Origin of the sequence: Streptomyces sp. HD (assembly GCF_028369295.1) — a bacterium.
Lineage (GTDB): Bacteria > Actinomycetota > Actinomycetes > Streptomycetales > Streptomycetaceae > Streptomyces.
Window position 1 is genome coordinate 1 of record NZ_JAQMYP010000030.1, and the last position, 25,087, is coordinate 25,087.

General features: G+C 70.5%; 19 protein-coding genes and 1 pseudogene. 2 read left to right on the forward strand and 18 right to left on the reverse strand.

Going from position 1 to position 25,087, the window contains the following annotated elements; translation table 11 throughout:
- Window positions 1–53: 53 nt before the first annotated feature.
- From gcvH to POF73_RS27035, 5 genes and pseudogenes are all read right to left on the reverse strand, one after another.
- The gene (gene gcvH, locus POF73_RS27015) at window positions 54–491 is read right to left on the reverse strand and encodes a glycine cleavage system protein GcvH (RefSeq protein WP_272120470.1); all 438 of its coding nucleotides are present in this window, start codon (window positions 489–491) and stop codon (window positions 54–56) included.
- Entirely contained in the window at window positions 488–1,669 is a 1,182-nt protein-coding gene (locus POF73_RS27020) for an NAD(P)/FAD-dependent oxidoreductase (protein WP_272120473.1), read from the reverse strand. Before POF73_RS27020 ends, gcvH begins: the two co-directional genes overlap by 4 nt.
- Before the next feature lie 173 nt (window positions 1,670–1,842).
- Window positions 1,843–2,046, reverse strand: a pseudogene (locus tag POF73_RS27025) (hypothetical protein); the annotation flags it as partial.
- Between the two features lie 176 nt (window positions 2,047–2,222).
- Window positions 2,223–3,356 (reverse strand): aromatic ring-hydroxylating oxygenase subunit alpha, encoded by a 1,134-nt coding sequence (locus tag POF73_RS27030; RefSeq protein ID WP_272120476.1) that lies wholly within the window; start codon window positions 3,354–3,356, stop codon window positions 2,223–2,225.
- Window positions 3,357–3,495: 139 nt separating this feature from the next.
- The gene (locus POF73_RS27035; protein WP_272120478.1) at window positions 3,496–4,611 is read right to left on the reverse strand and encodes an S-(hydroxymethyl)mycothiol dehydrogenase; all 1,116 of its coding nucleotides are present in this window, start codon (window positions 4,609–4,611) and stop codon (window positions 3,496–3,498) included.
- Between the two features lie 321 nt (window positions 4,612–4,932).
- Between POF73_RS27035 and POF73_RS27040 the strand changes: the two genes are divergently transcribed.
- Window positions 4,933–5,730, forward strand: coding sequence for an IclR family transcriptional regulator (locus POF73_RS27040; protein ID WP_272120481.1), 798 nt, complete (start codon window positions 4,933–4,935; stop codon window positions 5,728–5,730).
- Window positions 5,731–5,761: 31 nt separating this feature from the next.
- Here POF73_RS27040 and POF73_RS27045 read toward each other — a convergent pair whose 3' ends face one another.
- From POF73_RS27045 to POF73_RS27090, 10 genes are all read right to left on the reverse strand, one after another.
- On the reverse strand, window positions 5,762–5,938 hold the full coding sequence (locus POF73_RS27045) for a hypothetical protein (protein ID WP_272120483.1): 177 nt from the start codon (window positions 5,936–5,938) through the stop codon (window positions 5,762–5,764).
- A gap of 146 nt (window positions 5,939–6,084) precedes the next feature.
- A complete protein-coding gene (locus POF73_RS27050) occupies window positions 6,085–6,687 on the reverse strand; it encodes a sarcosine oxidase subunit gamma (protein WP_272120485.1) in 603 nt (200 codons plus the stop codon).
- Window positions 6,680–9,946 carry a sarcosine oxidase subunit alpha family protein gene (locus POF73_RS27055; protein WP_272120487.1) on the reverse strand — a complete coding sequence of 1,089 codons (3,267 nt, stop codon included), beginning with the start codon at window positions 9,944–9,946 and terminating at the stop codon, window positions 6,680–6,682. Before POF73_RS27055 ends, POF73_RS27050 begins: the two co-directional genes overlap by 8 nt.
- 12 nt (window positions 9,947–9,958) lie before the next feature.
- Window positions 9,959–11,191 carry a sarcosine oxidase subunit beta family protein gene (locus tag POF73_RS27060; protein WP_272120489.1) on the reverse strand — a complete coding sequence of 411 codons (1,233 nt, stop codon included), beginning with the start codon at window positions 11,189–11,191 and terminating at the stop codon, window positions 9,959–9,961.
- On the reverse strand, window positions 11,188–12,054 hold the full coding sequence (locus POF73_RS27065) for a bifunctional methylenetetrahydrofolate dehydrogenase/methenyltetrahydrofolate cyclohydrolase (protein WP_272120491.1): 867 nt from the start codon (window positions 12,052–12,054) through the stop codon (window positions 11,188–11,190). Before POF73_RS27065 ends, POF73_RS27060 begins: the two co-directional genes overlap by 4 nt.
- Window positions 12,055–12,152: 98 nt before the next feature.
- Complete coding sequence (locus POF73_RS27070; RefSeq protein ID WP_272120494.1) at window positions 12,153–14,591, reverse strand: GcvT family protein; 2,439 nt, start codon at window positions 14,589–14,591, stop codon at window positions 12,153–12,155.
- A gap of 252 nt (window positions 14,592–14,843) precedes the next feature.
- Entirely contained in the window at window positions 14,844–15,830 is a 987-nt protein-coding gene (locus tag POF73_RS27075; protein ID WP_272120496.1) for an ABC transporter substrate-binding protein, read from the reverse strand.
- A gap of 13 nt (window positions 15,831–15,843) precedes the next feature.
- A complete protein-coding gene (locus POF73_RS27080) occupies window positions 15,844–17,853 on the reverse strand; it encodes an ABC transporter permease (protein ID WP_272120498.1) in 2,010 nt (669 codons plus the stop codon).
- Complete coding sequence (locus POF73_RS27085) at window positions 17,853–18,938, reverse strand: quaternary amine ABC transporter ATP-binding protein (protein WP_272120500.1); 1,086 nt, start codon at window positions 18,936–18,938, stop codon at window positions 17,853–17,855. The genes POF73_RS27080 and POF73_RS27085 overlap by 1 nt, the downstream gene beginning before the upstream one ends.
- 20 nt (window positions 18,939–18,958) lie before the next feature.
- A complete protein-coding gene (locus POF73_RS27090) occupies window positions 18,959–20,428 on the reverse strand; it encodes an aldehyde dehydrogenase family protein (protein ID WP_272120502.1) in 1,470 nt (489 codons plus the stop codon).
- Window positions 20,429–20,645: 217 nt separating this feature from the next.
- On the opposite strand from POF73_RS27090, the gene purU reads away from it, so the two are divergent.
- Window positions 20,646–21,518 (forward strand): formyltetrahydrofolate deformylase, encoded by an 873-nt coding sequence (purU, locus tag POF73_RS27095; RefSeq protein ID WP_272120504.1) that lies wholly within the window; start codon window positions 20,646–20,648, stop codon window positions 21,516–21,518.
- A gap of 77 nt (window positions 21,519–21,595) precedes the next feature.
- On the opposite strand, the gene POF73_RS27100 is transcribed toward purU, so the two are convergent.
- From POF73_RS27100 to betA, 3 genes are read right to left on the reverse strand one after another with little or no spacing between them, the layout of a single operon-like run.
- Window positions 21,596–22,495: an alpha/beta fold hydrolase gene (locus tag POF73_RS27100; RefSeq protein WP_272120507.1), complete on the reverse strand. Its 900-nt coding sequence runs from the start codon at window positions 22,493–22,495 to the stop codon at window positions 21,596–21,598.
- 12 nt (window positions 22,496–22,507) lie between these two features.
- Window positions 22,508–23,344, reverse strand: coding sequence for a 5,10-methylenetetrahydrofolate reductase (locus POF73_RS27105; protein WP_272120509.1), 837 nt, complete (start codon window positions 23,342–23,344; stop codon window positions 22,508–22,510).
- A 3-nt stretch (window positions 23,345–23,347) separates the two neighbouring features.
- A complete protein-coding gene (gene betA / locus POF73_RS27110) occupies window positions 23,348–25,018 on the reverse strand; it encodes a choline dehydrogenase (protein WP_272120511.1) in 1,671 nt (556 codons plus the stop codon).
- Window positions 25,019–25,087: the final 69 nt, after the last annotated feature.

Genomic DNA, 25,087 nt, shown 5'->3' on the forward strand with positions numbered 1-25,087 from the left:
AACCGCGGCGGCCACCTCGGGGTCGAGCTCGTGCAGGGGCTGGTCGAACAGGGTCATCGGCGGTCTCCTCGGGTGTGGGCGCAGTGGGCGGCGTAGGCGTCGGCGGACAGCGCGCCGGCGATGTTCTCGACCCGCAGCCTGAACAGCCAGCCGCTGGTGTAGGGGGCGGAGTTGACGACGCCGGGGTCGTCGTCCAGCGCGGTGTTGACTTCCAGGACCCGGCCCGAGGCGGGGGCGTACAGGCCGCTGACGGCGGTGAGTGACTCGATGCGCCCGCAGCTCTCCCCCGCCTCGACCCACGTGCCGACCTGGGGCAGGCGGAGATGGACGACATCGCCGAGCGCCTGTGCCGCGAACGCGGTGATGCCGACCGTGGCGTTGCCCTCGTCCACGACCAGCCACTCGTGGTCCCAGGTGTAACGCAGGTGCCGCGGAATGCTCGTGGCGGTCTTCTGCGCGGATGCCAGGGTGGGCTGAGGCGCGGAGCTCATGAGACGACGGCCGCGGCGGCGGGGACGAGGGTGCGGCGGAGCCGGTTGAAGAACTTCGGCTGGTTGAGGGAGAGCACGGCGACGGGGGTGCCCTCGCGTCGGTAGAGGGCCGTGAAGGTGCGGCTGTCGATGTCGCCCTCGACGACCATGGGCTCGGCACCTGGGGCGACGTACCCGGCGACCTGGATGCGCGACTGGTACTGGTCGGACCAGAAGTACGGCGCGGTGAGCGGGGCGGCGGCCGGCACACCGGTCAGCAGGGTGCGAGCGGCGGTCTTCGCCTGCTCGGTGGCGCTGCTCCAGTGCTCGATGCGAGCGTGCCGTCCGGTGAACGGGTTGGGGCAGCGGGCGACGTCACCGACGGCGACCACGCCCGGGACGCCGGTCGAGCAGCCGGCGTCGCACACCACGCCGTCGTCCAGCTGCACACCGGAGCCGGCGAGCCAGTCGGTGTTGGGGCGGACGCCCACGCCGACCACGACGATGTCGGCGGGCAGCACCCGCCCGTCCGCGAGCCGTACGCCCGTGACCCGGTCTTCGCCGATCAGTTCCGCCACGCCGGTTCCGCACAGCAGCTGGACCCCGTGATCGCTGTGGAGCGAGGAGACCACCAGCCCCATCTCGCGCCCGAGCTGGCGTTCCAGGGGCACGGGGAGCGCCTCGACGACGGTGACGTGGAGTCCGAGCCGGTGCGCGGTGGACGCCACTTCGGCGCCGATGAACCCGGCGCCGATCACGACGACCCGGGGCAGCCCGTCGAGCAGTTCGGTACGCAGGGCCTGGGCGTCGTCCAGGGTGCGCAGGGTGTGGACGCCCGCCAGCCCGTCCGCGCCGGGGAGGGTGCGGGCACTGGCGCCGGTCGCGACGACGACGCCGTCCGTGCGCACATGCCGTCCGCCGGCCAGGGTGACGGTGCGGGCGACCGGGTCGAGCCGCACGGCGCGCTCGCCGAGCAGCCAGTGCGCGTCCAGGACCTCGTACTCGTCGGCGTCGCCGAGCGCGAGCCCCTCGGCGTCGATGTCGCCCTTGAGGAAGTCCTTGGACAGCGGGGGCCGGTCGTAGGGGGTGTGGCGCTCCTCCCCCACGACGACGATCTCGCCGTCATAGCCCTCTGCGCGCAGCGCGCGGACCGTGCTCAGGCCTGCCAGCGACGCTCCGACGACGGTGATGCTCCTCATGCCGGCTCCAGACGAGAGGGTGTCTCACATAACACAACGACATTCGCTATACGCAACATGCTTTCCGCGTGGCGCGGGCGTTGTCAAGGGAGTCGGCCTAGATCAATTTCTAATGATGCTCGGCGTTGCGCATTTCGCAACCGACGTCCGCGGGAGGCCAGGCCTGCTCACGACTACGGCGTCGGCTCGGCCCACTGGTCCAGGAGCAGGTCACCCATGGCTTCGTCGAACCCGGCCGCGGCGGCGTCCAGGGCCTGTTCGCTCCAGATGACCTTGCCGCGATCGGTGTACCGGGTGCCCCGGCGCCGGGCGAACCGGGCGACGAGGAACAGCCCCCGGCCGCCCTCGTCGGTGGTTGCGGCGCGACGCAGATGCGGCTACGTGCCGCCCGGGGTCGAGCCGTCCGGTGCGGGCGACCAGGAGGGCGATCACGAGGGCCGTCGCCGCTGAGGTGCTCCCGGTCCTGTCCGATCTCCACAGGACGGTCCCCATGGCCCGTCCACCTGCCGGAGGGGCCGCAACAGCAGGTGGACGGGCGGTTCCGGGGGCGGGATCAGCGCGTGGGCCGCGCCTCCAGCTTGTTCTGCAGCCAGGTGTGGAACGCGCCGATGTGGTGCTCGCTCGGCACCAGGACGCCGCCCTTGGCGTACGCCTTCGAGCTCATCGCGGGCTGGGTGCGCTCGCAGGCGTCGAAGTCCTGCTGGTTGACGCGGTGGAAGAGTTCCACCGAACGCTCCACGTCCTTGCCGCTCTCCACGACGTGCGGCAGGTACAGCCAGTCGCACTCGACGATCGTGCGGTCGGGTGCCATCGGGTACATCCGGTGGAAGATCACGTGGTCGGGCACGAGGTTGATGAAGACCTGCGGCCGGACGGTGATCGCGTAGTAGCGGCGGTCCTGGTCCTCGGCCACCCCTGGTATCCGGTCCAGTCCCGCGGACCCGTCGACCGTGAAGCCCTGGACCTCCTCGCCGAACTCGGCGCCATGACCGACGTAGTACTGCGCGGCATAGCCGTCCGCGAACTCCGGGAGCACCTCCGTGAGTTCGGGGTGGATCGTGGCGCAGTGGTAGCACTCCATGAAGTTCTCGATGATGAGCTTCCAGTTGGCCCGCACGTCGTAGGTGATACGGCGGCCCACCCGGAGGCTGTCGATGGCGTAGCGCTCGATCGACTCGACGTCGCCGAGCCGCTCGACGATCGCGCCCAGCACCTCGGCCTCGAAGGAGGGCGGTTCGTCGGCGAGGCACACCCACACATAGCCGAGCCACTCCCGCACATGGACGTTGATCAGGCCGTACTCCCTGCGGTCGATGTCGGGCATCGACGTCAGGTTGGGCGCGGCGACCAGCTTGCCGTCCAGGCCGTAGGTCCAGGCGTGGTACGGGCATTGGAAGGCCCGCTTGACCTCGCCGGACTCCTCAAGGCACAGCTTGGCGCCGCGATGCCGGCAGATGTTGAGGAACGCCTTGACCGAGCCGTCCCGCGAGCGGGAGACGAGCACGCTCTCACGGCCCACCTGGTAGGTGCGGAAGGCGCCGGGCCCGGCCAGGTCGGCGGCGCGGGCGACGCAGAACCACATGGCCTCGAAGACCCGCTCCTGCTCCTGGGCGAAGACCTCGGGGTCGGTGTAGTAGTCGCCGGACAGCGTGGGGATCAGGCTGGGCGGCAGGTTCGTGATGGTCATCGTGTCACCTTCGGAGAATGTCGGACACGCACGCGGCGGGCGCCGAACAGGGCTGTGGGTGGTCGGTGATGCCTTCGGTCGGGGGGCCGGCTGGTACGCGCGATGGGGGCGCCGATCGTGCAGCAGCAGGCTGCGCTGGTCACGTGGCCGACGGGGTGTCCGTCCACTGCGGGAGCACCGCCGAGCGCAGGACATCGCCGTGTCGCATCCTGGCGAAGGCGGTCTCCACGTCGTCCGGGCCGATCGTCTCGCTGACGAAGTCGCCCAGGTCGAAGCGGCCCTGGAGATAGAGGTCGATCAGGGCGGGGAAGTCCCGGGAGGGCAGACAGTCGCCGTACCAGGAGGACTTCAGGGCCCCGCCGCGGCCGAAGACGTCCAGCAGGGGCAGGTCGAGGGTGAGTTCCGGGGTGGGGACGCCGACCAGGACGGCGGTGCCGGCCAGGTCGCGGGCGTAGAAGGCCTGTTTGAAGGTCTCGGGGCGGCCGACCGCGTCCACGACGACGTCGGCACCGAAGCCGCCGGTGAGTGCACGGATCGCCTCGACGGCGTCGGTGCGTGAGGAGTCGACGGTGTCGGTGGCGCCGAACTGCTCGGCCCACTTCAGTTTCCGCTCGTCGACGTCCACGGCGATGATGCGGGAGGCTCCCGCCACCTTGGCGCCGGCGATCGCGGCCATGCCCACGCCGCCGCAGCCGATCACCGCGATCGAGTCGCCGCGGCGGACGCCGCCGGTGTGGACGGCGGCACCGAACCCGGCCATCACACCGCAGCCGAGGAGCCCGGCCGCGGCGGGCGAGGCGGTCGGGTCGACCTTGGTGCACTGTCCGGCGGCGACCAGGGTCTTCTCGGCGAAGGCACCGATGCCGAGGGCCGGGGACAGCGGGGTGCCGTCGGCCAGGGTCATCGACTGTGCGGCGTTGCGGGTGGCGAGGCAGTACCAGGGCCTGCCCCTGCCGCAGGCCCGGCAAGTTCCGCAGACGGCACGCCAGTCGAGGACGACGAAATCGCCGGGGGCGACGTCGGTGACGCCCTCGCCGACCGATTCGACGACACCGGCCGCCTCATGGCCGAGCAGGAACGGGAACGCGTCGTCGTTGATCCCGCCCTCCCGATAGTGCAGGTCGGTGTGGCAGACGCCGCAGGCCCGCACCCGCACCAGCGCCTCACCGGGGCCGGGGTCCGGCACCAGGACGGTCTCCACGGAGACCGGTGCGCCCTTCTGGCGGGCGACGACGCCGCGTACCTCGTGTGTCACGGTCGATCTCCTCGTCGAGGGGACGGCCGAATGCGATCTTCGGGATCTTCGGCCTGATGTTCTGGATGGCGGGGAGCCGTCGATTGCTTGCTCCTCCAGGCCGAGCCGACCTTGAGTTGCGTATTACACAACTCTCTTCGCTATAAGCAACGACTGGCCAAAACTGTCTCCTTGCGGACACCGACTGTCAAGGGGGTGGTCGAGCGAACTTGAACGGGAACCGCGCCATGACCTTCCGCCGACCGGGCGGGGCGTGCGACCATGCGGGCGGCCGGATCCGACCCCTCTGGACCCTTCGGCGCCCGTACGTATAGTTGCGCTATGAGCAACTACACCGCAGAGAGCGAAACAACTGGTCCCGCGGTGAGCGGAGTGCAGTCCGTCGACCGCGCCGTCAGCGTCCTGGAGATCCTCGCCCAGCGGGGCGAGGCGGGCGTCAGCGAGGTGGCCGCCGAGATCGACGTCCACAAGTCGACCGCGTTCCGTCTGCTCGGGGCACTGGAATCGCGCGGCCTGGTCGAGCAGACGGCCGAGCGGGGCAAGTACCGGCTGGGCTTCGGGATCGTGCGGCTGGCCGGCGCGGTCACGGGCCGCCTCGACATCACCCAGCAGGGCCGGCCGGTGTGCGAGCGGCTCAGCGAGGAGATCGGCGAGACGGTCAACATCGCGGTCCTGCAGGAGCACTACGCGGTCAACCTCTACCAGGTACGGGGGCCAGGCGCGGTCGGCACACACAACTGGGTCGGGCAACTGACCCCGGTGTACGCCACGTCGAGCGGCAAGATCCTGCTGGCCCACCTGTCGGAGGAGGAGCGCACCGCCGTCCTCGCGACGTCCGGGGTGCGGAAGCTGACGGCGCACACTCTGACGGCCAGGGCGAAGCTGGAGAAGGACCTCGCCGAGGCGCGGGAGCGCGGGTACGCGATGACGCTGGAGGAGATGGAGATCGGACTGCACGCCGTCGCGGCCCCGATCCGGTCCCGCGACGGCGAGGTCATCGCCGCACTCAGCGCCTCCGGCCCCGCGTACCGCTTCACCGAGGAACGCATCCACGAGCTCGCACCCGCGCTCATCGGCGGTGCGGAGGAGATCAGCCGCCGGATGGGCCATCCGGGCTGAGGCTCCACCGACGGGAGCTCCACAGGGGCGCTCAGCGCGGCGGCGACCCCGCCGCCTCAACGCCCCAGCGGGCCGTCACCCGTACCGCGTCGGCCGTCGAAGCGACGTCGTGCACCCGCAGACACCAGGCGCCGTGCGCCGCGGCAAGCACGGACACCGCGGTCGTCGCGGCGTCACACTGCCGTGCCGGGCGCGGCTGTTGCGTCACCGGCGAGGCCCCCCCCGAGACGTCGTTCGGCCAGCTGCGCCCCCGCGTCCAGCGCACGGGCTGCGACCTCGGCCCGCATGGTGTCGACACTCACGACCGCGCCCGGGTTTCGGTGCGTACGACGAAACTTGCGGCACGGAGCCCGCTCAGATGTACTCCGTCGCCGCGTCGAGCAACCAGTCCGCCAGATAGCCGGCGAACGTCGAGCGGACCAGGACCCAGAACCCGGCCCTGGGTTCGTCCCGGGCGACCAGGACGACCTGAGTGCGGCCCAGTGTCGTCTGGGCGCACCGTCCGGGGCCGAAGACCCGTGGGTGCAGGTCCAGCGAGCAGCCGTGGGCCAGCAGGTCGTGGGCGTGGGGGCCGGTGACCAGGAGCGTGGTGCGCTGTGCGGAGACGTCGATGACGGCGACGGGCTCGTCTCCCGCGGCCTGCCTGACCCGGCTCTCCAGGTCTCGCTCACTGCCCGGCGGTCCCACCAGCAGCCACTCGTCCGGACCGAGCCACAGCGCGGTCAGCTCCCCCGCGCGGACGACGGTGTTCGGCTGGAGTGGCAGCTGGAGGTCGAGTGCGAGCCCGACGGCTTCCGCCGCCGGTCCCTTGGCGTCGAGGCGCACGTTGACCTGGGCCAGGAAGGGCAGCTCGGCCAGCCGGATGGCGCCCCCGGAGGTGCGGGTGGCGGCGGCCAGGCGGTCGGCGTCATGCGACAGGGGGCTGCGGAGCGGGGTGATAAGGGGGGTGTCAGCCATCGCGGCGGGCTCCCTCGGGGTCGTAGAGGACGGGGCTTGCGACGGTGACCGGGACCAGCCGGTCGCCCACGGGTGCGTACAGCCGCTCACCGATGCGGTCCCGGCCGCCCTTGATCAGGGCGAGTGCGAAGGTCCTGCCCAGGGCCGTGCTGCGGTAGCTGGACGTGACATGGCCGAGCATGGGGACCGGCGGGGTCAGCAGCACACCGTCGGCGATCAGGTGGGTGCCCTCCGGGAGGAAGGTGGCCGGGTCCTCGGGGAGGAGGCCGACCAGGTGCTTGCGGTCGGGACGGACGGTGTCCGCGCGGGCGTGGGACCGCTTGCCGATGAAGTCCGGCTTCTTCTTCGACACCACCCAGCTCATGCCGAGGTCCTGGGGCGTGACCGTGCCGTCGGTGTCCTGGCCGATGATCGGGTAGCCCTTCTCGGCGCGCAGGACGTGCATGGTCTCGGTGCCGTACGGGGTGATGCCGTACTGGGCGCCGGCCTCGTACACGGCCTCCCACAGGGCGAGGCCCTGCCACGGTGACACGTTGATCTCGTAGGCGAGTTCACCGGAGAAGCTGATCCGGCAGACGCGGGCCGCGATGCCTGCGACCGTCGTCTCACGCCAGGCCATGAACGGGAAGTCGTCGTTGCCGACGGCCAGTTGGGGTGCGAGTGAGGCGAGTACCTCGCGGGACTTCGGGCCGACCAGGGCGACCGTGGCCCACTGCTCGGTCACGGAGGTGCAGTGGACCTTCAACTCGGGCCACTCGGTCTGGAGCCACTCCTCCATCCAGTCGAGTACGGCGGCCGCGTTGCCCGTCGTCGTGGTGGCCAGGAAGCGGTCCTGGGCGACGCGGATGACCGTGCCGTCGTCGAAGACCATGCCGTCCGGGCGGCACATGACGCCGTAGCGGATCATGCCGACCTTCAGGGTGCTCATCATGTTGGTGTAGAGCCGGTCGAGGAAGACGCCCGCGTCCGGGCCCTGCACATCGATCTTGCCGAGGGTGGAGGCGTCCATGAAGCCGACGCTCTCGCGGGTCGCCCGGCATTCGCGCAGCACGGCGGCTTCCATGTCCTCGCCGTCCTGCGGGTAGTACCAGGGGCGCTTCCACTGGCCGACGTTCTCGAACAGGGCGCCGTGCGCGACATGCCACTCGTGGACGGCGGTCGTGCGGACCGGGTCGCTCAGCGCGCCCCGGTCGCGGCCGGCCAGGGCGGCGAAGGAGACCGGCGTGTACGGCGGGCGGAACGTGGTCGTGCCGAGCGCGGAGATGTCCACGCCGAGCAGTTCGGCGACCACGCCGCTGGCCAGGACGCCGGCGGTCTTGCCCTGGTCATTGGCGGTACCGGCCGTGGTGTAGCGCTTGGTGTGCTCGACCGAGCGCAGGCCGGCGCCGGTCGCGCGGGCCAGGTCGTCGACGGTGACGTCGCGTTGGAGGTCGACGAAGCGGGGGGCGTCGTCGGTGCCGCCCGGCACGACGTACACGTGCATGGGGGGCGTCTGCCGCGGCTGTGCGGCCACCTGCGGAAGGCGGGGCGTCCCGGGCGGGTGGCCCTCGGCCGCCACGGCTCGGGCACCGGCGGCCGCGCCCTGTGCCAGGACGGCGGCCGGGTCGAGGACGCCGCCGGCGCTGCCCGCGACCTCGACCGCCTGACGGCAGGTGTCGGGGACGAAGGAGCCCAGTGCCTCGTCGTGGCGGAGCCTGCCGCCGGACTGGCTGAACAGGTGCGCCACCGGGTTCCAGCCGCCGGAGACCAGCAGCAGGTCGGCGGCGAACTGCCGCTGCCCCGCCGACTCCCCGTACGGGGCGACGGTGACGGCGGTCAGGCGGGCCTCGCCCTCCGTGCCGGTGACGGCATGCCCGGCCAGCACCTCGATGCCGGCCGCCCTCGCGCGCTCGGCCCACTCCCCCGGTTCGGGGCGGGTGTCGACGATCGCCGTGATGTCCACGCCGGCCGCGGCGAGGTCCAGCGCCGCCGCGTACGCGCTGTCGTTGGTCGTGAAGACGACCGCGTGGCGGCCCGGGAGGGCGCCGTGGCGGTTGACGTGGGTGCGGGCCGAGGAGGCCAGCATCACGCCGGGGCGGTCGTTGTCCGCGAAGGCGAGTGAGCGTTCGTGGGCGCCGGTGGCGAGGACGACTCGGCGGGCGCGGATGCGCCAGACGCGTTCGCGGGAGACGTTGTCGGGGGCGTCGGTGCCGAGGTGGTTGGTGCGGCGCTCGACGGCGAGGAGGTGGTTGTCGTCGTAGTAGCCGAAGACGGTGGTGCGGGGCAGGACGCGTACCTCGGGGGCGGTGGCCAGCTGTGCGGTGACCTCCTGTACCCAGTCGAGGTGTTCGGCCGTGCCCAGGAGGCTGCCGCCGAGTTCCGGCTGGTCGTCGGCGAGGATGACGCGGGCGCCGGTCCTGGCTGCCGTCGCCGCTGCCGCGAGGCCGGCCGGGCCCGCGCCGACGATCAGCAGGTCGCAGTGGGCGTGTACGGCGTCGTAGCGGGCGGGGTCGGGGGCTGTCGCGAGGCGGCCCTGGCCGGGGAGGCTGCTCGCCACGAGGCCGTCGTAGAGCTCGACGGTCGTCGCGGGGAGCATGGGCTCGGGGAAGGGTTCCTCGATCTGGACGACCGCGTTGGGCTCTTCTACGCCGGCCGAGAAGATGCCTCGGGGGCGGCCGAGCTTGATGCTGGTGCCGGCCTGGATGACGCCGTTGGCGAGGAGGGCGGAGGCGAGGGTGTCGCCTCGGAAGCCGCGGTATTCGGTGCCGTCGAAGGTGAAGGTGAGGGGGATGTCGCGGTCGATTCGGCCGCGGGTGGGGTGGCGGAACGGATTTGTCTCGCCCCCGCCGCCCCTACCCGTCCCGTCCTGTAGGGGCTCCGCCCCTTCCACCCCGCCAGGGGGCTCTGCCCCCTGGACCCCCGTCGGCCCTGACAGGGCCTCGTCCTCAAACGCCGGACGGGCTGGTACAGCCGAGCTGGGCTGAGACGCGGCCGGGCGCGGCTCCCCCGTCGCCGGGCGTTCCTCTCCCGACCGGTACACCGCCAGGACCTCGTTCGTCGACGTGTCCCGTACCGCGTTGAACCAGCGGCGGCAGCCTGCCGCGTGGGTCCAGCGCTCGGCGAAGGGGCCCTTGGGGTTGTCGCGGAAGAACAGGTAGCGGGCCCACTCCTGGTCGGTGAGGGATGCCGGGTCCTGCGGATACGGCACGTGGGCCTGGCCGCCGTAGTGGAACTCGGCCTCGTCGCGGGGCCCGCACCACGGGCAGGGGATGAGCAGCATGGGTTCGGCTCCCTAGTGGGCCACCGCGGCCGCGCCGTGCTCGTCGACGAGCGCGCCGGTGGTGAAACGGTCGAGCGAGAAGGGGGCGTTGAGGGCGTGCGGGGTGTCGTTGGCGATGGTGTGGGCGTAGACCCAGCCGACGCCCGGAGTGGCCTTGAAACCGCCCGTTCCCCAGCCGCAGTTGAGGTAGAGGTTGTCGACGGGGCTGAGCCCGATGATCGGTGAGGCGTCGGGGCTGACGTCGACGATGCCGCCCCAGGTGCGCAGGACGTGGGCGCGGGCGAAGACCGGGAAGAGCTCCAGGGCCGCCGACATCTGCTCCTCGATGATGTGGAAGGCGCCGCGCTGCGTGTAGGAGTTGTACGCGTCGATGCCCGCGCCCATCACCAGCTCGCCCTTGTGGGCCTGGCTGACGTACACGTGGACCGCGTTGGACATCACGACCGTCGGGTGGACCGGCTCCAGTAGCTCCGACACCAGGGCCTGCAACGGGTGGCTCTGGACGGGGAGTTCGATGCCCGCCATCGCGGCGAGGACCGAGGTGTGGCCCGCGGAGCACAGGGCCACCTTGCCCGCCGCTATGGGGCCCAGGTTCGTCTGGACGCCCACTACCCGGCCGCCGACCACGTCCAGGCCGGTGACCTCGCAGTTCTGGATGATGTCGATGCCCGCGGCGTCCGCCGAGCGGGCCAGGCCCCAGGCCACGTAGTCGTGCTTGGCGATGCCGGCGCGCGGCTGGTATGTGGCGCCCAGGACCGGGTAGCGCACGTCCGGGGAGGTGTTGACGATCGGGCAGACTTCCTTGACGCCGTCCGCGTCGAGCCACTCCGCGTCCACGCCGTTGAGACGGTTCGCCTCGACGCGGCGCACGCTGTCGCGGACGTCCTGCAGGCTGTGCGCCAGGTTCAGCACACCGCGCTGGGAGAAGAGGATCGGGTAGTCCAGATCCTCCGCCAGGCCCTCCCACAGCTTGAGCGCGTGCTCGTAGATGCCGGCGCTCTCGTCCCACAGGTAGTTGGAGCGGATGATCGTGGTGTTGCGGGCCATGTTGCCGCCCGCGAGCCACCCCTTCTCCAGCACGGCGACGTTGGTGATGCCGTGGTTCTTCGCCAGGTAGTGGGCGGTGGCGAGGCCGTGTCCGCCGCCGCCGACGATCACCACGTCGTACGACCGCTTGGGATCGGGCGTACGCCACAGGAAGTCGGGGTGGTCGGGCAGGTCGGCGCCGGGGGTGCGGGGGCTCATCGGACGTCTCCGTTCGCGTTCCTCTCGGCGGCCTCGACCACGTTGGCCAGCAACATCGCTCGGGTCATGGGGCCCACTCCGCCGGGCATCGGCGCGACCCAGCCGGCGACCTGGGCGGCGTCCGGGTGGATGTCGCCGACCAGGCCCTCGTCGGTGCGGGTGATACCGACGTCCAGGACGGCCGCGCCGGGGCGCAGCATGTCCTTGGTGACCAGGCCGGGCGAGCCGGCGGCCGCGATGACGATGTCCGCCTCACGTACATGCCAGGCGAGGCCCTTGGTGCCGGTGTGGCACAAGGTCACGGTGGCGTTCTCGGAGCGTCGGGTGAGGAGCAGGCCGATCGGGCGTCCTACCGTGATGCCCCGGCCGATCACACACACCCGGGCACCCGCGAGTGGCACCTCGTGGCGGCGGAGCAGTTCGACGATGCCGCGTGGCGTGCACGGCAGCGGGGCCTCGACGCCCAGGGTGAGCCGGCCGAGGTTGACGGGGTGCAGTCCGTCGGCGTCCTTGGCCGGGTCCATGCGTTCCAGTACGGCGCCCGCGTCCAGGGGGCGCGGCAGCGGGAGCTGGACGATGTAGCCGGTGCAGTCCGGGTCGGCGTTCAGCTCGTCGATGGTGTCCTCGACCTGCTGCTGTGAGGCGTCGGCGGGCAGGTCCCGGCGGATCGACGCGATGCCCACCTGGGCGCAGTCGCGGTGTTTGCCTGCGACGTAGGCACGGCTGCCGGGGTCGTCGCCGACCAGGACGGTGCCAAGGCCCGGCGGGCGGCCGGTGGTGGCGGTCAACTTGGCGACGCGTTCAGCGAGTTCGCGACGGATTTCGGCGGCGGTCGCCTTGCCGTCAAGAGTTTGTGCGGTCACCGACGGTGCTCCTTCCATGATCCTCGGCTGCGACGCCCTCCAGGGGCGCGGGGAACTGCGCGACCAGCCACGACGCACGCGCGGCCGGCCGGCCGAGCTCAGCCACGAAGGCGGGTCATCGTCGGGTCGAACAACGGCTCCTCCGCGACGACCGCCTCGACGCGCCGGTCGAAGTAGCCGATGTGCACAGTCCTGCCGGGGACGGCAAGTTCCGTCGGCAGCCACGCGTAGGCGATCCCCTTGCCGATCGTGTAGCCGTACGCCGCGCTCGTGACGTACCCGACCGCCCGCTCGCCGTCGTACACCGGCTCCTTGCCCAGGACGACCGAGTGCGGGTCGTCGATGGTGAGGCAGGTCAGCTTCCGTCGGACGTCCGACTTGCGGCGCTCCAGGGCCGCCTTGCCGATGAAGTCGTCCTTGTCGAGCTTGACGGCGAAGCCGACGCCGGCCTCGTAGGGGTCGTGCTCGTAGGTCAAGTCGGTGCCGAAGGAGCGGTAACCCTTCTCCAGGCGGAGGCTGTTGAAGGCGCCGCGGCCGGCGATGACGCCGCCGAGAGGCCTGGCCGCCTGCCAGAGGGTGTCCCAGAGCTTGAGGCCCTGGTCGGCGGTGGTGTACAGCTCCCAGCCGAGTTCACCGACGTAACTCAGCCGCATCGCCGTCACCGGGACGCTGCCGATGTAGGCGCGCTTGGCGCGGAAGTACTTCAGGCCGTTGCCCGAGAAGTCCTCGTCGGTGAGCGGCTGCAGGACCTTGCGGGCCAGCGGGCCCCACAGGCCGATGCAGCAGGTGCCCGGGGTGATGTCGCGGACCTGGACCGTGCCGTCGGCAGGAAGGTGGCGGGTGAACCAGTCGAGGTCCAGGTTGCCGTTGGCGCCCACCTGGAAGAGGTCGCGGGCCAGCCGGGCGACGGTGATGTCGCTGCGGATGCCGCCGTCGTGGTCGAGGAGCAGGGTGTACGTGACCGAGCCGACGGACTTGGCGACCTTGCCGGTGCACAGGCGCTCCAGGAACTCGGCGGAGCCGGGGCCGCTCACCTCCAGGCGCTTGAGGGCCGTCATGTCGTACATCGCGACGGTCTCGCGGGTGGCCTGCGCCTCGGCGCCGACGATGGGCGACCAGAACTGGGCGGCCCAGTCGTTGGGGGTGGGGATGCTGCGGCCCTCGACCAGCTTGGCGTTGGCCTCGTACCACTGCGGGCGCTCCCAGCCGTTCGCCTCCAGGAAGAAGGCGCCGTGCTCCTGCTGGCGGGGGTGGAAGGGGCTGGTGCGGATCGGGCGCGGGTCGCCGGAGGGCTGGAGGGGGTGGAGGATGTCGTAGACCTCGACGAAGTTCTGGCAGTCGCGGGCCAGGACGTACTCCGGGGACAGCTGGTGCGGCTCGAAGCGGTTGACGTCGCACTCGTGCAGGTCGAAGGACGAGCAGTGGCCGTCGACCAGCCACTCGGCCATGGCCCGGCCGACGCCCGCGGAGTGGGTGACCCAGACGGCCTCGGCGACCCAGAAGCCCTTGACGTCCGTGGACTCGCCGAGGAGCGGGAAGTTGTCGGTGGTGAAGGAGAACAGGCCGTTGATGCCCTCCTCGACCTTGGCCTCCCGCGTCGCGGGCAGCAGGGACTGGGTCTCGGCCCAGGCCGGCTCGAAGTCCTCCTCGGTGAACTTCAGGACGGACGGCATGTCGGCGGCCTCGTCGACGGAGAGGATCTCGTCGGCGGTGATGGGCATCGGGCGGTGGCCGTAGTAGCCGATGCCGATGCCGTCGAAGCGGTCGCGGTAGTAGAGGTCGGCGTCCTGGTGGCGCAGGATCGGGCGGACCGCCTCCTCGCTCTGGCCGGCGAGGGCCGGGACGGGGCCGGTCCAGGCGAGCTGGTGGGCGAGCGGGGTCAGCGGCAGGTTCATGCCGACCATGCGGGCGATCTTCGGGCCCCAGATGCCGGCGCAGCACACGACGATGTCGGCTTCCAGATCGCCCTGGTCGGTGCGGACGCCGGTCACCTCGCCGTCGGCGCGCAGCACGTCGAGGACCTCGTGGCGGGCCAGGAAGCGGACGCCGCGCTCGGTGGCCCGGCGGATCTGTGCCTCGACGGCGAGGACGGCCTTGGCGAGGCCGTCGGTGGGGACGAGGAGGCCGCCGAGGACCTTGTCCCGGTTGACCAGCGGGTGCTGTTCGACGCACTCGTCGGCGGTCAGGAGCCGTGACTCGATGCCCCACGCGGTGATCCAGCCGTGGCGGCGGTGCAGTTCGGCGAGGCGCTCCGGCGTGGTCGCCACCTCCAGCCCGCCGACCTGGAGGAAGCAGGGCTTGCCGTCCACGTCGAGGGAGCAGAACTTCTCGACGGTGTAGCGGGCCAGTTCGGTCATGGTCTTGGAGGAGTTCGTCTGGAAGACCAGGCCCGGGGCGTGTGAGGTCGAACCCCCGGTGGCCGGGAGCGGGCCCTGGTCGACCACGGTCACTTCGGTCCATCCGCGCGCGGAGATCTCGTCCGCGAGCGCCGCACCGACGACTCCCGCTCCGATGATGACCACTCGGGGTCCCGCCATCGCCGCACCTCCGGTTGAGTTGCTTTCTGCGCAACGTGATTCAGGTTGCGCAACTCAATGTGCCTGTCGTGCAGGTGGGTGTCAAGGGTTGCGAGACCTCGGAAAACACGCCGGAATCCGGGCCCGGACACGGACCGGGAAAGGGGCCCGGAAAGGGTCCCGGACACGGCGATGCCCGGCGGGCGGTGCGCAGGGGATGCGCACCGCCCGCCGGGCATGTTCCGACCGGTTTCCGACTCTCCGTTCCGGGCGCTACTTGATCCAGGCCTCCACCTTGTCGCGGTTGGCCTCGACCCACTTCTTGGCCGCGGCCTCGGGGGTCATCTTGTCCACCGCGATGTACTTGGCCACGGCGTTCTGGTCGTCGTTGGTCCAGGTGAAGTTCTTCACCAGGTCATAGGCGGGGCTGCCCGACTTGGCGAACTTCGCGCTGACGATCTTGTCCAGCTTGTACACGGGGTAGTCGCAGTTCACCTTCTCCGCGTCGGCGTCGCAGCCCGCCTTGTACTCGGGCAGCTTGACCTTCTTCAGCTGCACCTCGGACATGAACCACTGCGGCTCGTAGAAGTAGCCGATCACCCATTCCTTGTCCTTCTCCGCCTTGCGGAAGGCCTGGATGAGAGCGGTCTCGCTGCCCGCGTACACCACCTTGAAGTCCAGCTTCAGGTTCTTCGCCAGGGCCTCGTCGTTGGTGACGAACGACGGGTCGCCGTCGAGGAGCTGGCCCTTGCCGCCGGACTCGGACGTCTTGAACTCGGCCGCGTACTTGTTGAGGTTGTTCCAGTCGAGGATGTCCGGGTGCGCCTTGGCCAGCCACGGCGGCACGTACCAGCCGATGAGTCCCTCGTTGCCGGTCGCCCCGGCTTCGACGGCGGTCTTCTGGTCGGTGATGTACTTCTTCTTCAGGTCGTCGTGACCCCAGTTCTCCACGACGGCGTCGACCTCGCCCGTCCCGAAGCCCTGCCAGGCGATCTCCTCCTTGAGGTCCTTCTTGGTGACCTTGCAGCCGAGGTCCTGCTCCGCGACGTACGCGATGACCGCCGCGTTGGCCTCGTAGCCCACCCACGGGTTGACCGCGAGGTTGAAGGTGCCGCACTTGCCGGAGCTGCCCGATCCGCCGGCGTCCGAGGAGCTGTCACCGACCTTCGCACCGCCGCAGGCGGAGAGGGTCAGTCCGATAACAGCTACGCCCGCTATGCCGGCCGCGCCGACTCTCCACTGTCTTGCTTGCCTTGCCATGGTCAGTTGCTCCTTACGCGCTGGTACGTCGCGCCGCTGCTTGAGTGATCCGGTCGAACATGACTCCGAGAAGGACGATGGCGAGCCCTGCGGCCAGCCCCTTCCCGAACAGCTGTCCCTGCGAGAAGCCGGCCACGACGTCGTAGCCGAGGGCGCCCGCTCCCACGAGGCCGCCCACCACAACCATCGACAGCACATAGATCAGGCCCTGGTTGGTCGCGAGAGTCAGGGCGCCGCGTGCCATCGGCAGTTGGACCTTGGTGATGATCTGCCAGGTGTTGCACCCGGCGGAGGTGGCCGCCTCCACGGTCGTCGCGGGCACGTTCCGTACGCCGTCCGCGATGATCTTCATGGCGACGGGAGCCGCGTAGACGACGGCGGCGACGATCGCTGTGAAGCGGGTCGCGCCGAACAGTGCGAGGAACGGCACGAGGTAGACGAACGGTGGCATGACCTGGGCCGCGTCCAGGGTGGGCCTGATCAGCCGGTCCACCATCGCGCTGCGTCCCATCCAGACGCCGAAGACGACGCCGAGCAGCATCACGAGCACCGTGGCGACGAGGGTGGACGCCAGCGTCGTCATGGCGTCCGACCACACCCCGGTGCCGACCAGCAGACCCACGCAGACAGCCGTGGTGACACCGGCGCGCCAGCCGCCGAGGACGACGGCGAGCGCGATCAGTGCCGCGCCGACGAGCCACCAGGGGGAGTCCGTGAGCAGCGCCTGGAACGGGTTGAGCAGACTGTTGGTGAGGGCGTCCCGGAAGGCGTTGGTGACGCCCGAGAGGTTGTCCTGCACCCAGATGGTCACGCTGTCCACCGTGCTCCTGATGGTGCTGCCGGTGCTCCCCTCGCCGGGGAACTCCGCGGCCCACAGATAGGTGTGGGACAGATAGGCCAGGACCGCCGTGACCGCCGCACCTGCCGCCAGCAGCGGGCGTCGCCAGGTGATGAAGCGGTTCTTCGAGAGGCGGGCGGTCTCCTCGCGTGCGCTCGCCGCGGTGGTGACCCGGTCCAGCACGATGGCCATGACGACGATGGCCAGCCCCGCGTTGAAGGCCGTGCCGACGTCGAGCGTCTGGAGCGCCTGGACGACGGTCTTGCCGAGGCCGGGCGCGTCGATCAGGGCGGCGATGGTCACCATGGCCAGGGCGGCCATGATGGTCTGGTTGACGCCCATCACCACGGTCCGCTTGGACATCGGCAGCAGGACCTTCATGAGGGACTGCCGTCGCGTGGCACCCAGCGAGTCGGCCGCCTCCACCGTCGTCTCCGGGACGGAGCGGATGGCGTGCGCGGTGATGCGGATCGTCGGCGGCGCCGCGTAGATCAGGGTGGCGATCGTGGCGGAGGCCGGGCCGATCTGGAAGAACAGCGTCAGTGGGGCCAGGTAGACGAAGGCCGGCATGGTCTGCATGAGGTCCAGGAAGGGCGTCACGAACCGGTTGAACCGGTCGGACAGCCCCGCCCACACACCCAGCGGGATCGCGAACACCAGCGCCACGAAGACGGCGGAGACGGTGAGCGCCAGGGTGTCCATGCTCTCCTGCCACAGGCCCTGCAGGCCGAGGAAGGTGAAGCCGGCCACTGTCAGCAGAGCGACCCGCCAGTTGCCCACGGCCCAGGAGACATAGCCGGCGATGCCGACGACACCGAGCCAGCCGATCTGCGGGACGGGCCGGCCGACGGACGGCTGTGAGATCAGCTCCTGGACGAAGGTCACCAGGGGGTCGATGACCAGGCGGATCTCGTTGAAGAAGTACAGGAACAGCGGGTTGGAGTTGCGGTTCGCGCCGATCGAGTCGTTGACGTCGTTGAACCACCGGTGCAGGTCGGTCAGGTCGGCCGCCGCCAGGGCGAGGGTCTGCTTGCCGCGCAGGACGACGAACAGCACCAGCCAGACGACCAGGATCGCGCCGACGACCATGGACCGGCTGACCTTGCGCACGCTCCTGGCGGGAGCGGGCGGCTCGACGGCCCCGGTCTTCTGCGGTTTCTCGGTCTTCTCCACGGCGACGGTCATCACGCGCCGCCTTCCTGCCCGGCGACCACCGCGAGGATCTCCTCGTCGCCGACTATGCCGAGCAGCTTTCCGTTCTCGACGACCTTGACCGGCTTGTCGGCGGCGAGCACCGCCCGGGTGGCCTCCTTCACCACGACGTCCGGGCCCAGCTCGGGACCGTCCAGGGCGTCGCCGTCCTCCGGTGCCCGCATGATCCAGCGCAGGGTGAGCACATCGCCGCGCGGCACGTCCTTGACGAACTCGCGGACGTAGTCGTCCGCCGGGGCCCCTACGAGTTCGTCGCCGGTGCCGCACTGGACCATCTTGCCGTCGCGCATGATCAGGATGCGGTCGCCCAGTTTGAGGGCCTCGGAGAGGTCGTGGGTGATGAACACCATGGTCTTGCCGACCTCGTGGTGCAGCCGGATGACCTCGTTCTGCATGTCCCGGCGGATCAGCGGGTCGAGCGCGGAGAACGGCTCGTCGAAGAAGAGCACGTCGGGGTCGCCGGCCAGCGCACGGGCGAGGCCGACGCGCTGCTGCATACCGCCGGACAGCTGGTCGGGGTAGGAGTTCTCGTAGCCCGCGAGGCCGACCAGCTCGACGACCTCCTGGGCCCGCCGGACGCGCTCGGCCCGGCCCATGCCGCGGATCTCCAGCCCGAACGCCACGTTGTCGACGACGCGACGGTGGGGCAGCAGACCGAAGTGCTGGAAGACCATGGAGAACTTGCGGCGCCGCAGATCACGCAGCCGCTTGTCGTCGGCCTGGCGGATGTCCTCGCCCTCGAAGACGATCTCACCGGCGGTGGGTTCGATCAGCCGGGTCAGACAGCGCACCAGCGTGGACTTGCCGGATCCCGACAGGCCCATGACGACGAAGACCTCGCCCGGCGAGACGTCGAAGTGGACGTCGCGTACGGCGGCGGTGCATCCGGTGCGGTCCATCAGCTCGCGGCGGGTGAGCCCGCACAACTCCTCGGAGTCCGGCACCTGGTCGGCCTTCGGCCCGAACACCTTCCACAGCCTGCGCACGGAGATGACCGGGGTGGAGCCCGAGTCCTGGGGCGTGCCGCGCCGCTGCGGCACCTCGGTCTGTGTGGTCACGTTCGACCTTCTTTCGGCGTTCAGCCGCGGAACCAGTGCTGCGGCCGGGGTTGGATGTTCTGCCAGATGTGCTTGGTCTCTCGGTACTCGTTCAGACCGGTCGGTCCCAGCTCCCGTCCCACGCCCGAGTGCCCGAAGCCACCCCATTCCGCCTGCGGCACATAGGGGTGGTAGTCGTTGATCCACACCGTGCCGTGCCGCAGCCGCCGGGCAACGCGCTGGGCCTTGCCGCCGTCCTGCGTCCAGACGGCTCCGGCGAGTCCGTACTCGGTGTCGTTGGCGATGCGTACGGCGTCGTCCTCGTCGGTGAAACGCTCCACGGTGAGCACGGGCCCGAAGGACTCCTCGTGCACCACGCGCATGTCCTGCGTGCACTCGTCGAGCACGGTCGGCGGATAGTAGTGGCCGTTCGCGAGCGCGGGGTCGTCGGGCCGCTGCCCGCCGCAGCGCAGTACGGCGCCCTCTTCCAGCCCTGCCGCGACGTAGGCCTCGACCTTCGCCAGGTGCTGGGCGGAGATCAGCGCGCCGGTCTCGGCCTCGGCGTCGAAGGGGCCGCCGAGGCGGATCCGCCGGGCGCGGCGGACGATCTCGTCGACGAAGCGGTCGTGCAGGGAGTCCTCGACGATCAGCCGGGCGCCGGCCGAGCAGACCTGTCCGGAGTGCAGGAAGACGGCGGTGAGGGCGAAGTCGACGGCGGCCTCGAAGTCGGCGTCGGCGAAGACCACGTTGGGGTTCTTGCCGCCGAGTTCCAGCGCGACCTTCTTCACGGTCGCGGCGGCGGTGGCCATGATCCGCTTGCCGGTCTCCAGGCCTCCGGTGAAGGAGACCATGTCGACGGCCGGGTCCTCGGAGAGCGGTGCGCCCACCTCGGGCCCGGTGCCCAGGACCAGGTTGGCGACGCCGGGCGGGAGCCCGGCCTCCTCCAGTGCCTTCATCAGCAGGATCGAGCTGGAGGGCGTGAGCTCGCTGGGCTTGAGGACGATCGTGTTGCCGGCCAGGAGCGCCGGGGCGACCTTCCAACTGGCTTGCAGCAGCGGGTAGTTCCAGGGGGTGATGAGACCGCACACGCCGACCGGCTCATGGACGACCCGGCTCACGGCGTCGTCGCGGCCGGTGTCGATCACCCGGCCGGCGTCGGTGCCCGCGAGGCCGCCGTAGTAGCGGAAACAAGCCACGACATCGGCGATGTCGTACTCGCTCTCCACCAGCCGCTTGCCGGTGTCCAGGGACTCGGCGCGGGCGAACGCCTTGGCGTCGCGCTCCATGATGTCGGCGGTGCGCAGCAGCAGCGCGCCGCGCTCCCGCTCGGGGGCGTTCGGCCAGTGCCCCGCGTCGAAGGCCCGGCGGGCCGCCGCGATCGCGGCCTCCGTGTCGGGGCGGGTCGCTTCCGAGACGGTCGCCGCGAGCGTGCCGTCAGCGGGACATCGGATGTCCCGCTGCCCGCCGGCGACGGGATCCCGCCATTCGCCATCCACGTACAGGTCTGCCACGCGCCGAGCCTTTCGATGGAAATTCGTTGCGCATCGTGCACCCGATTGCTTGTGGTGGAACACAGTGGCGAATAGGCAGACGGGCGTCAAGGGGTTGCAGATGACGATTTCACCATGCGGTCCATTACCCGCCCACCCTTGACCACAGGCGACACCGGGCTGACCATGTTGCGTATCGCTCACCATGTTGTGCAATACGCACCGACGGAGGCCGCGCATGTCCCCTCGCCCACAACCCGGCCGTGAGTACGTCCTGACCCTCTCCTGTCCGGACAGCGCCGGGCTGGTTCACGCCGTGAGCGGCTTTCTCGTCAGGAACTCCGGCAACATCCTGGAAAGCCAGCAGTTCGACGACCGACTTCAGAGCCGCTTCTTCATGAGGGTGCACTTCGACGTCGCCGATCCGGAGGTCCGGCTGGAGACGCTGCGCTACCGGTTCGGCCCCGTGGCCGAGGCCCACAGCATCTCCTGGGCCCTGACCGAGGCGGCCACGCCGACCAGGACGCTGATCATGGTGTCGAAGTTCGGCCACTGCCTGAACGACCTGCTGTTCCGCCGGCGCACCGGCGCCCTCAACATCGAGATCCCCGCGATCGTCTCCAACCACCGGGACTTCGAGGGGCTCGCCGAGACGTACGGCATCCCCTTCCACCACGTCCCGGTGACCAGGGACACCAAGCCCGAGGCCGAGGCACGGCTGCTGGAGCTGATGCGTGAGCTGGACATAGACCTGGTGGTGCTGGCCCGCTACATGCAGATCCTCTCCGACGACCTGTGCAAGGAGCTGGAGGGCCGCGCCATCAACATCCACCACTCCTTCCTCCCCAGTTTCAAGGGCGCCCGCCCCTACGACCAGGCCTACCAGCGCGGGGTGAAGCTGGTCGGCGCGACGGCGCACTACGTCACGTCCGACCTGGACGAGGGGCAGATCATCGAGCAGGACGTGGTCCGGGTGGACCACTCGCTCGACCCCGGCGACCTGGTAACGGTCGGACGGGACGTGGAGGCGCAGGTGCTCGCGCACGCGGTGAAGTGGCACAGCGAGAGCCGCGTCATGGTGGACGGCAACCGCACGGTCGTCTTCCGCTGAGCCGCACCGACAGGGGGCGGGACCGGGTTCCGGTCCCGCCCCCTGTCGTATACGACCCCCTGCGCGCCGCCCCACCGTCAGTGCGGCTGCCGCTGCAGGAAGGCGATGAGCGCCGCCGTGAGCTGGGCGGGGGCGTCCTCCTGGACGAGGTGGCCGGCACCGGCGATCGGTTCAAACCGCGCGCCGGGCACGAGGGAGGCGAGCTCGCGCCCCTTCGCCACCGGGATCCAGGTGTCGTCCTCGCCCCAGCAGACGAGCGTGGGGATGCCGATGTCGGCGTAGCGGCCCTGGATCTCGTCGGTGTAGCGCTGGTCGGCCTGGGCGATCTGCCGGTAGAAGGCCGCTTGGCCGGTGCCGTCCAGCCAGGGCTCGACGAGCCGGTCGAGGACCGCGGGATGCAGTCCGGGACTGCTGGCGGACGTGACGTACTCGCGCACCAGGGCACCGTGCAGTGCGGGCGGCAACCGCTCGAACACGTCGGCGTGCTCGCCGACGAGCCGGAAGAACGGGGAGCCCCACGGGGCCAGGGCGACCGGGTCCACCAGGGCGAGGGCCCGGTAGCGGGCACCGTGCAGCAGGTGTGCCCGCAGGGCGACGGCGCCGCCGAAGTCATGGGCGGCCACGAGCGGCTCCTGAAGGCCCCAGTGGCCGAGGAGGTCGGTGAAGACACGGCCCTGGGCGGCCAGGGACACATCCTGTCCCGTCGCCTTCTCGGAGGTCCCGTAGCCGGGCATGTCCCAGACGTACACCTCGTGGTCGCGGGCCAGCGAGCAGGCGACGGCACGCCAGACGTACGACGAGAAGGGCGTGCCGTGCAGCAGGACGACCGGCGGCCGGCCGGGCTCCCCCAGCCGGTCCCAGCGGACGTCACCGGATGTACTGGTGAAGGTTCGGGTCAGCTTCCAGCCGGCGTCAGCTGCGGGCTCGGCGTAGATGTGGGTCTCGGCGTCGATGTCGGTTTCGGCGTCGGTTGGCATCCTTCTCCCGGTTCAGCCGCCCAGCCGGTCCAGCAGCGCGCGGCGCCACCGCTCCGTCTCGGCGATCTGGTTGAACGTGAACAGGTGCAGACCGGCCACGCCCGCCGAGGGTGCGGTGAGGGCGTCCTGCGCGCGGATCAGCAGCCGCTCGGGTGCATACCCGCCGGGGGCCGCGAAACGCACGAACCACGAGGCGTGCTTCGTCAGGAAGCGCGTCGACTCCCCCACCCCGATCTTCGTGGCCATCGCCAGCAGCTTCGCCCGCTGTACGGGGCCCGCGACACCCACATGGACCGGCAGGGTGACGTCCCGGCGCCGTATCCGGGTGATCCACTCCCCCAGCACCCGCGGGTCGAAGCACAGGTTGCTCACGATGTACGTGGCGTGCTCGCGCTTGTCCCACATGGCCTGGATGGTGACGTCGTCGTGGATGAGGGGATGGCTCTCGGGGTAGCCGGTGACGCCGACACGGGCGAAGGGGCTGCCCAGCTCCCCGAGCCTGCGCAGCACCGGCAGGGCACCGTCGTAGACCCCGGCCGGCGGGTCGGAGTCGCCGGCCGGGACGAAGACGTCGTCCACGCCCGCCTCGCCGAGCCGGTCCGCGACCTCCTTCAGGTGCAGGTCGTCCCGCAGCAGCCGGGCCGGCACGTGCGGGACGACCCGGTAGCCGTGCGCCGCGAGCCGTTCGGTGAGGCCGAGGGTCGGTTCCAGTCCCTTGACCGGCGACGCCGTCACGGTGACGACGACGTCGCGCGGGACATGGGCGAGGACCTTGTCCTCGGTCGCCTTCGCGGGCAGCACCTCGTAGCGGACGCTGTTCAGCAGTGCCCGGAGCCCTGTAGCGGCCAACTCCTACTCCGCCTGCTTCTGGGCGTCACGGTGCCGGTAGTACGCGGCCTTCGACGGGGCCTGCGGTTGTTTGCCGAGGATCAGGTCGGCGGCCTTTTCGGCGATCATCATCACGGGAGCATAGATGTTGCCGTTGGTGACGTAGGGCATCACCGACGCGTCCACCACCCGCAGACCCTCCACGCCGTGCACCCGCATGCTGGTGGGGTCGACGACCGCCATCTCGTCGGTGCCCATCTTGCAGGTGCAGGACGGGTGCAGCGCGGTCTCGCCCTCCTCGGCGACCCAGGCCAGGATCTCCTCGTCGGTCTCCACCTTCGGCCCGGGCGAGACCTCGCCGCCGTTGTAGGGGGCGAGGGCGGGCTGGTTGAGGAGCTTGCGGGCCACCCGGATCGCCTCGACCCATTCGCGGCGGTCCTGCTCGGTGGAGAGGTAGTTGAAGCGCAGCGCCGGGTGTTCGCGCGGGTCCTTGCTCTTGATCTTCACCGAGCCGATGGCGTCCGAGTACATGGGTCCGACGTGCACCTGGTAGCCGTGGTCGCCGGCGGGCGAGGAGCCGTCGTAGCGGACCGCGACCGGCAGGAAGTGGAACATCAGGTTGGGGTACTCGACGTCCTCGTTGCTGCGGGCGAACCCGCCGGCCTCGAAGTGGTTGGTGGCGGCCGGGCCCTTGCGGAAGAGCCACTGGAGCCCGATGAAGGGAGCGCGCCACTTCGCCATGTACGGCTGCATGGAGACGGGCTTCGTGCAGGCGTACTGGACGTAGACCTCCAGATGGTCCTGCATGTTCTCGCCGACGCCGGGGAGGTCGTGGACGACGTCGATGCCGAGGGCGCGCAGTTCCGCGGCGTTGCCGATGCCGGAGAGCTGGAGCAGTTGCGGGGAGTTGATGGCGCCGCCGCACAGGATGACCTCGCGGGCGCGGACCTGCTGGACGGCGCCCCGGCCGCGCTGGTACTCGACGCCGACGGCGCGCTTGCCCTCGAAGAGGACGCGGGTGACGAGGGCCCGGGTCCTGACGGTGAGGTTCGGGCGCTTCATCGCGGGCTTGAGGTACGCCTTCGAGGCCGACAGCCGGCGGCCGCGGTGGACATTGCGGTCGAACTTGGCGAACCCTTCCTGCCGGTAGCCGTTGACATCGTCCGTGGGCGCGTAGCCCGCCTCCTGGGTGGCCTTGAGGAAGGCGCCGAACAGGGGGCTGGTCGCCGGCCCGCGCTCCAGGACGAGGGGGCCGTCGTGGCCGCGGAACTCGTCGTCCGGGTCGGCCGCCAGACAGTTCTCCATGCGGCGGAAGTACGGCAGACAGTGGGCGTAGTCCCAGGTCTCCATGCCCGGGTCGGCCGCCCAGCGCTCGTAGTCCATGGGGTTGCCACGCTGGAAGATCATGCCGTTGATGCTGCTGGAACCGCCGAGCACCTTGCCGCGGGCGTGGTAGACGCGCCGGCCGCCCATGTGGGGCTCGGGCTCGGACTCGTACTTCCAGTCGTAGAACCGGCTGCCGATGGGGTAGGTCAGCGCCGCGGGCATGTGGATGAAGACATCCCACGGGTAGTCCGACCGTCCGGCCTCCAGGACCAGCACCCGGTTGGCCGGGTCCGCCGAGAGCCGGTTCGCCAGTGCACTGCCGGCCGAACCGCCGCCGACGATGACGAAGTCGTACTGCACAGGAGCCATGGTGCCTCGTCTCGCTCGCGCCGTAGATATGCGAGGCATGCTAGACCGGTCGCGCTATACGCACCAGGT

Excerpts from the sequence above, each read along its gene's own strand:
- POF73_RS27100 (WP_272120507.1), bottom strand. The coding sequence starts at position 22,495 with ATGCCAACCGACGCCGAAACCGACATCGACGCCGAGACCCACATCTAC.
- POF73_RS27080 (WP_272120498.1), bottom strand. The coding sequence starts at position 17,853 with ATGACCGTCGCCGTGGAGAAGACCGAGAAACCGCAGAAGACCGGGGCC.
- gcvH (WP_272120470.1), bottom strand. The coding sequence starts at position 491 with ATGAGCTCCGCGCCTCAGCCCACCCTGGCATCCGCGCAGAAGACCGCC.
- POF73_RS27020 (WP_272120473.1), bottom strand. The coding sequence starts at position 1,669 with ATGAGGAGCATCACCGTCGTCGGAGCGTCGCTGGCAGGCCTGAGCACG.
- purU (WP_272120504.1), top strand. The coding sequence starts at position 20,646 with ATGTCCCCTCGCCCACAACCCGGCCGTGAGTACGTCCTGACCCTCTCC.
- POF73_RS27060 (WP_272120489.1), bottom strand. The coding sequence starts at position 11,191 with ATGAGCCCCCGCACCCCCGGCGCCGACCTGCCCGACCACCCCGACTTC.
- POF73_RS27070 (WP_272120494.1), bottom strand. The coding sequence starts at position 14,591 with ATGGCGGGACCCCGAGTGGTCATCATCGGAGCGGGAGTCGTCGGTGCG.
- POF73_RS27030 (WP_272120476.1), bottom strand. The coding sequence starts at position 3,356 with ATGACCATCACGAACCTGCCGCCCAGCCTGATCCCCACGCTGTCCGGC.
- POF73_RS27040 (WP_272120481.1), top strand. The coding sequence starts at position 4,933 with ATGAGCAACTACACCGCAGAGAGCGAAACAACTGGTCCCGCGGTGAGC.
- POF73_RS27075 (WP_272120496.1), bottom strand. The coding sequence starts at position 15,830 with ATGGCAAGGCAAGCAAGACAGTGGAGAGTCGGCGCGGCCGGCATAGCG.
- POF73_RS27055 (WP_272120487.1), bottom strand. The coding sequence starts at position 9,946 with ATGCTGCTCATCCCCTGCCCGTGGTGCGGGCCCCGCGACGAGGCCGAG.
- POF73_RS27050 (WP_272120485.1), bottom strand. The coding sequence starts at position 6,687 with ATGGCTGACACCCCCCTTATCACCCCGCTCCGCAGCCCCCTGTCGCAT.
- betA (WP_272120511.1), bottom strand. The coding sequence starts at position 25,018 with ATGGCTCCTGTGCAGTACGACTTCGTCATCGTCGGCGGCGGTTCGGCC.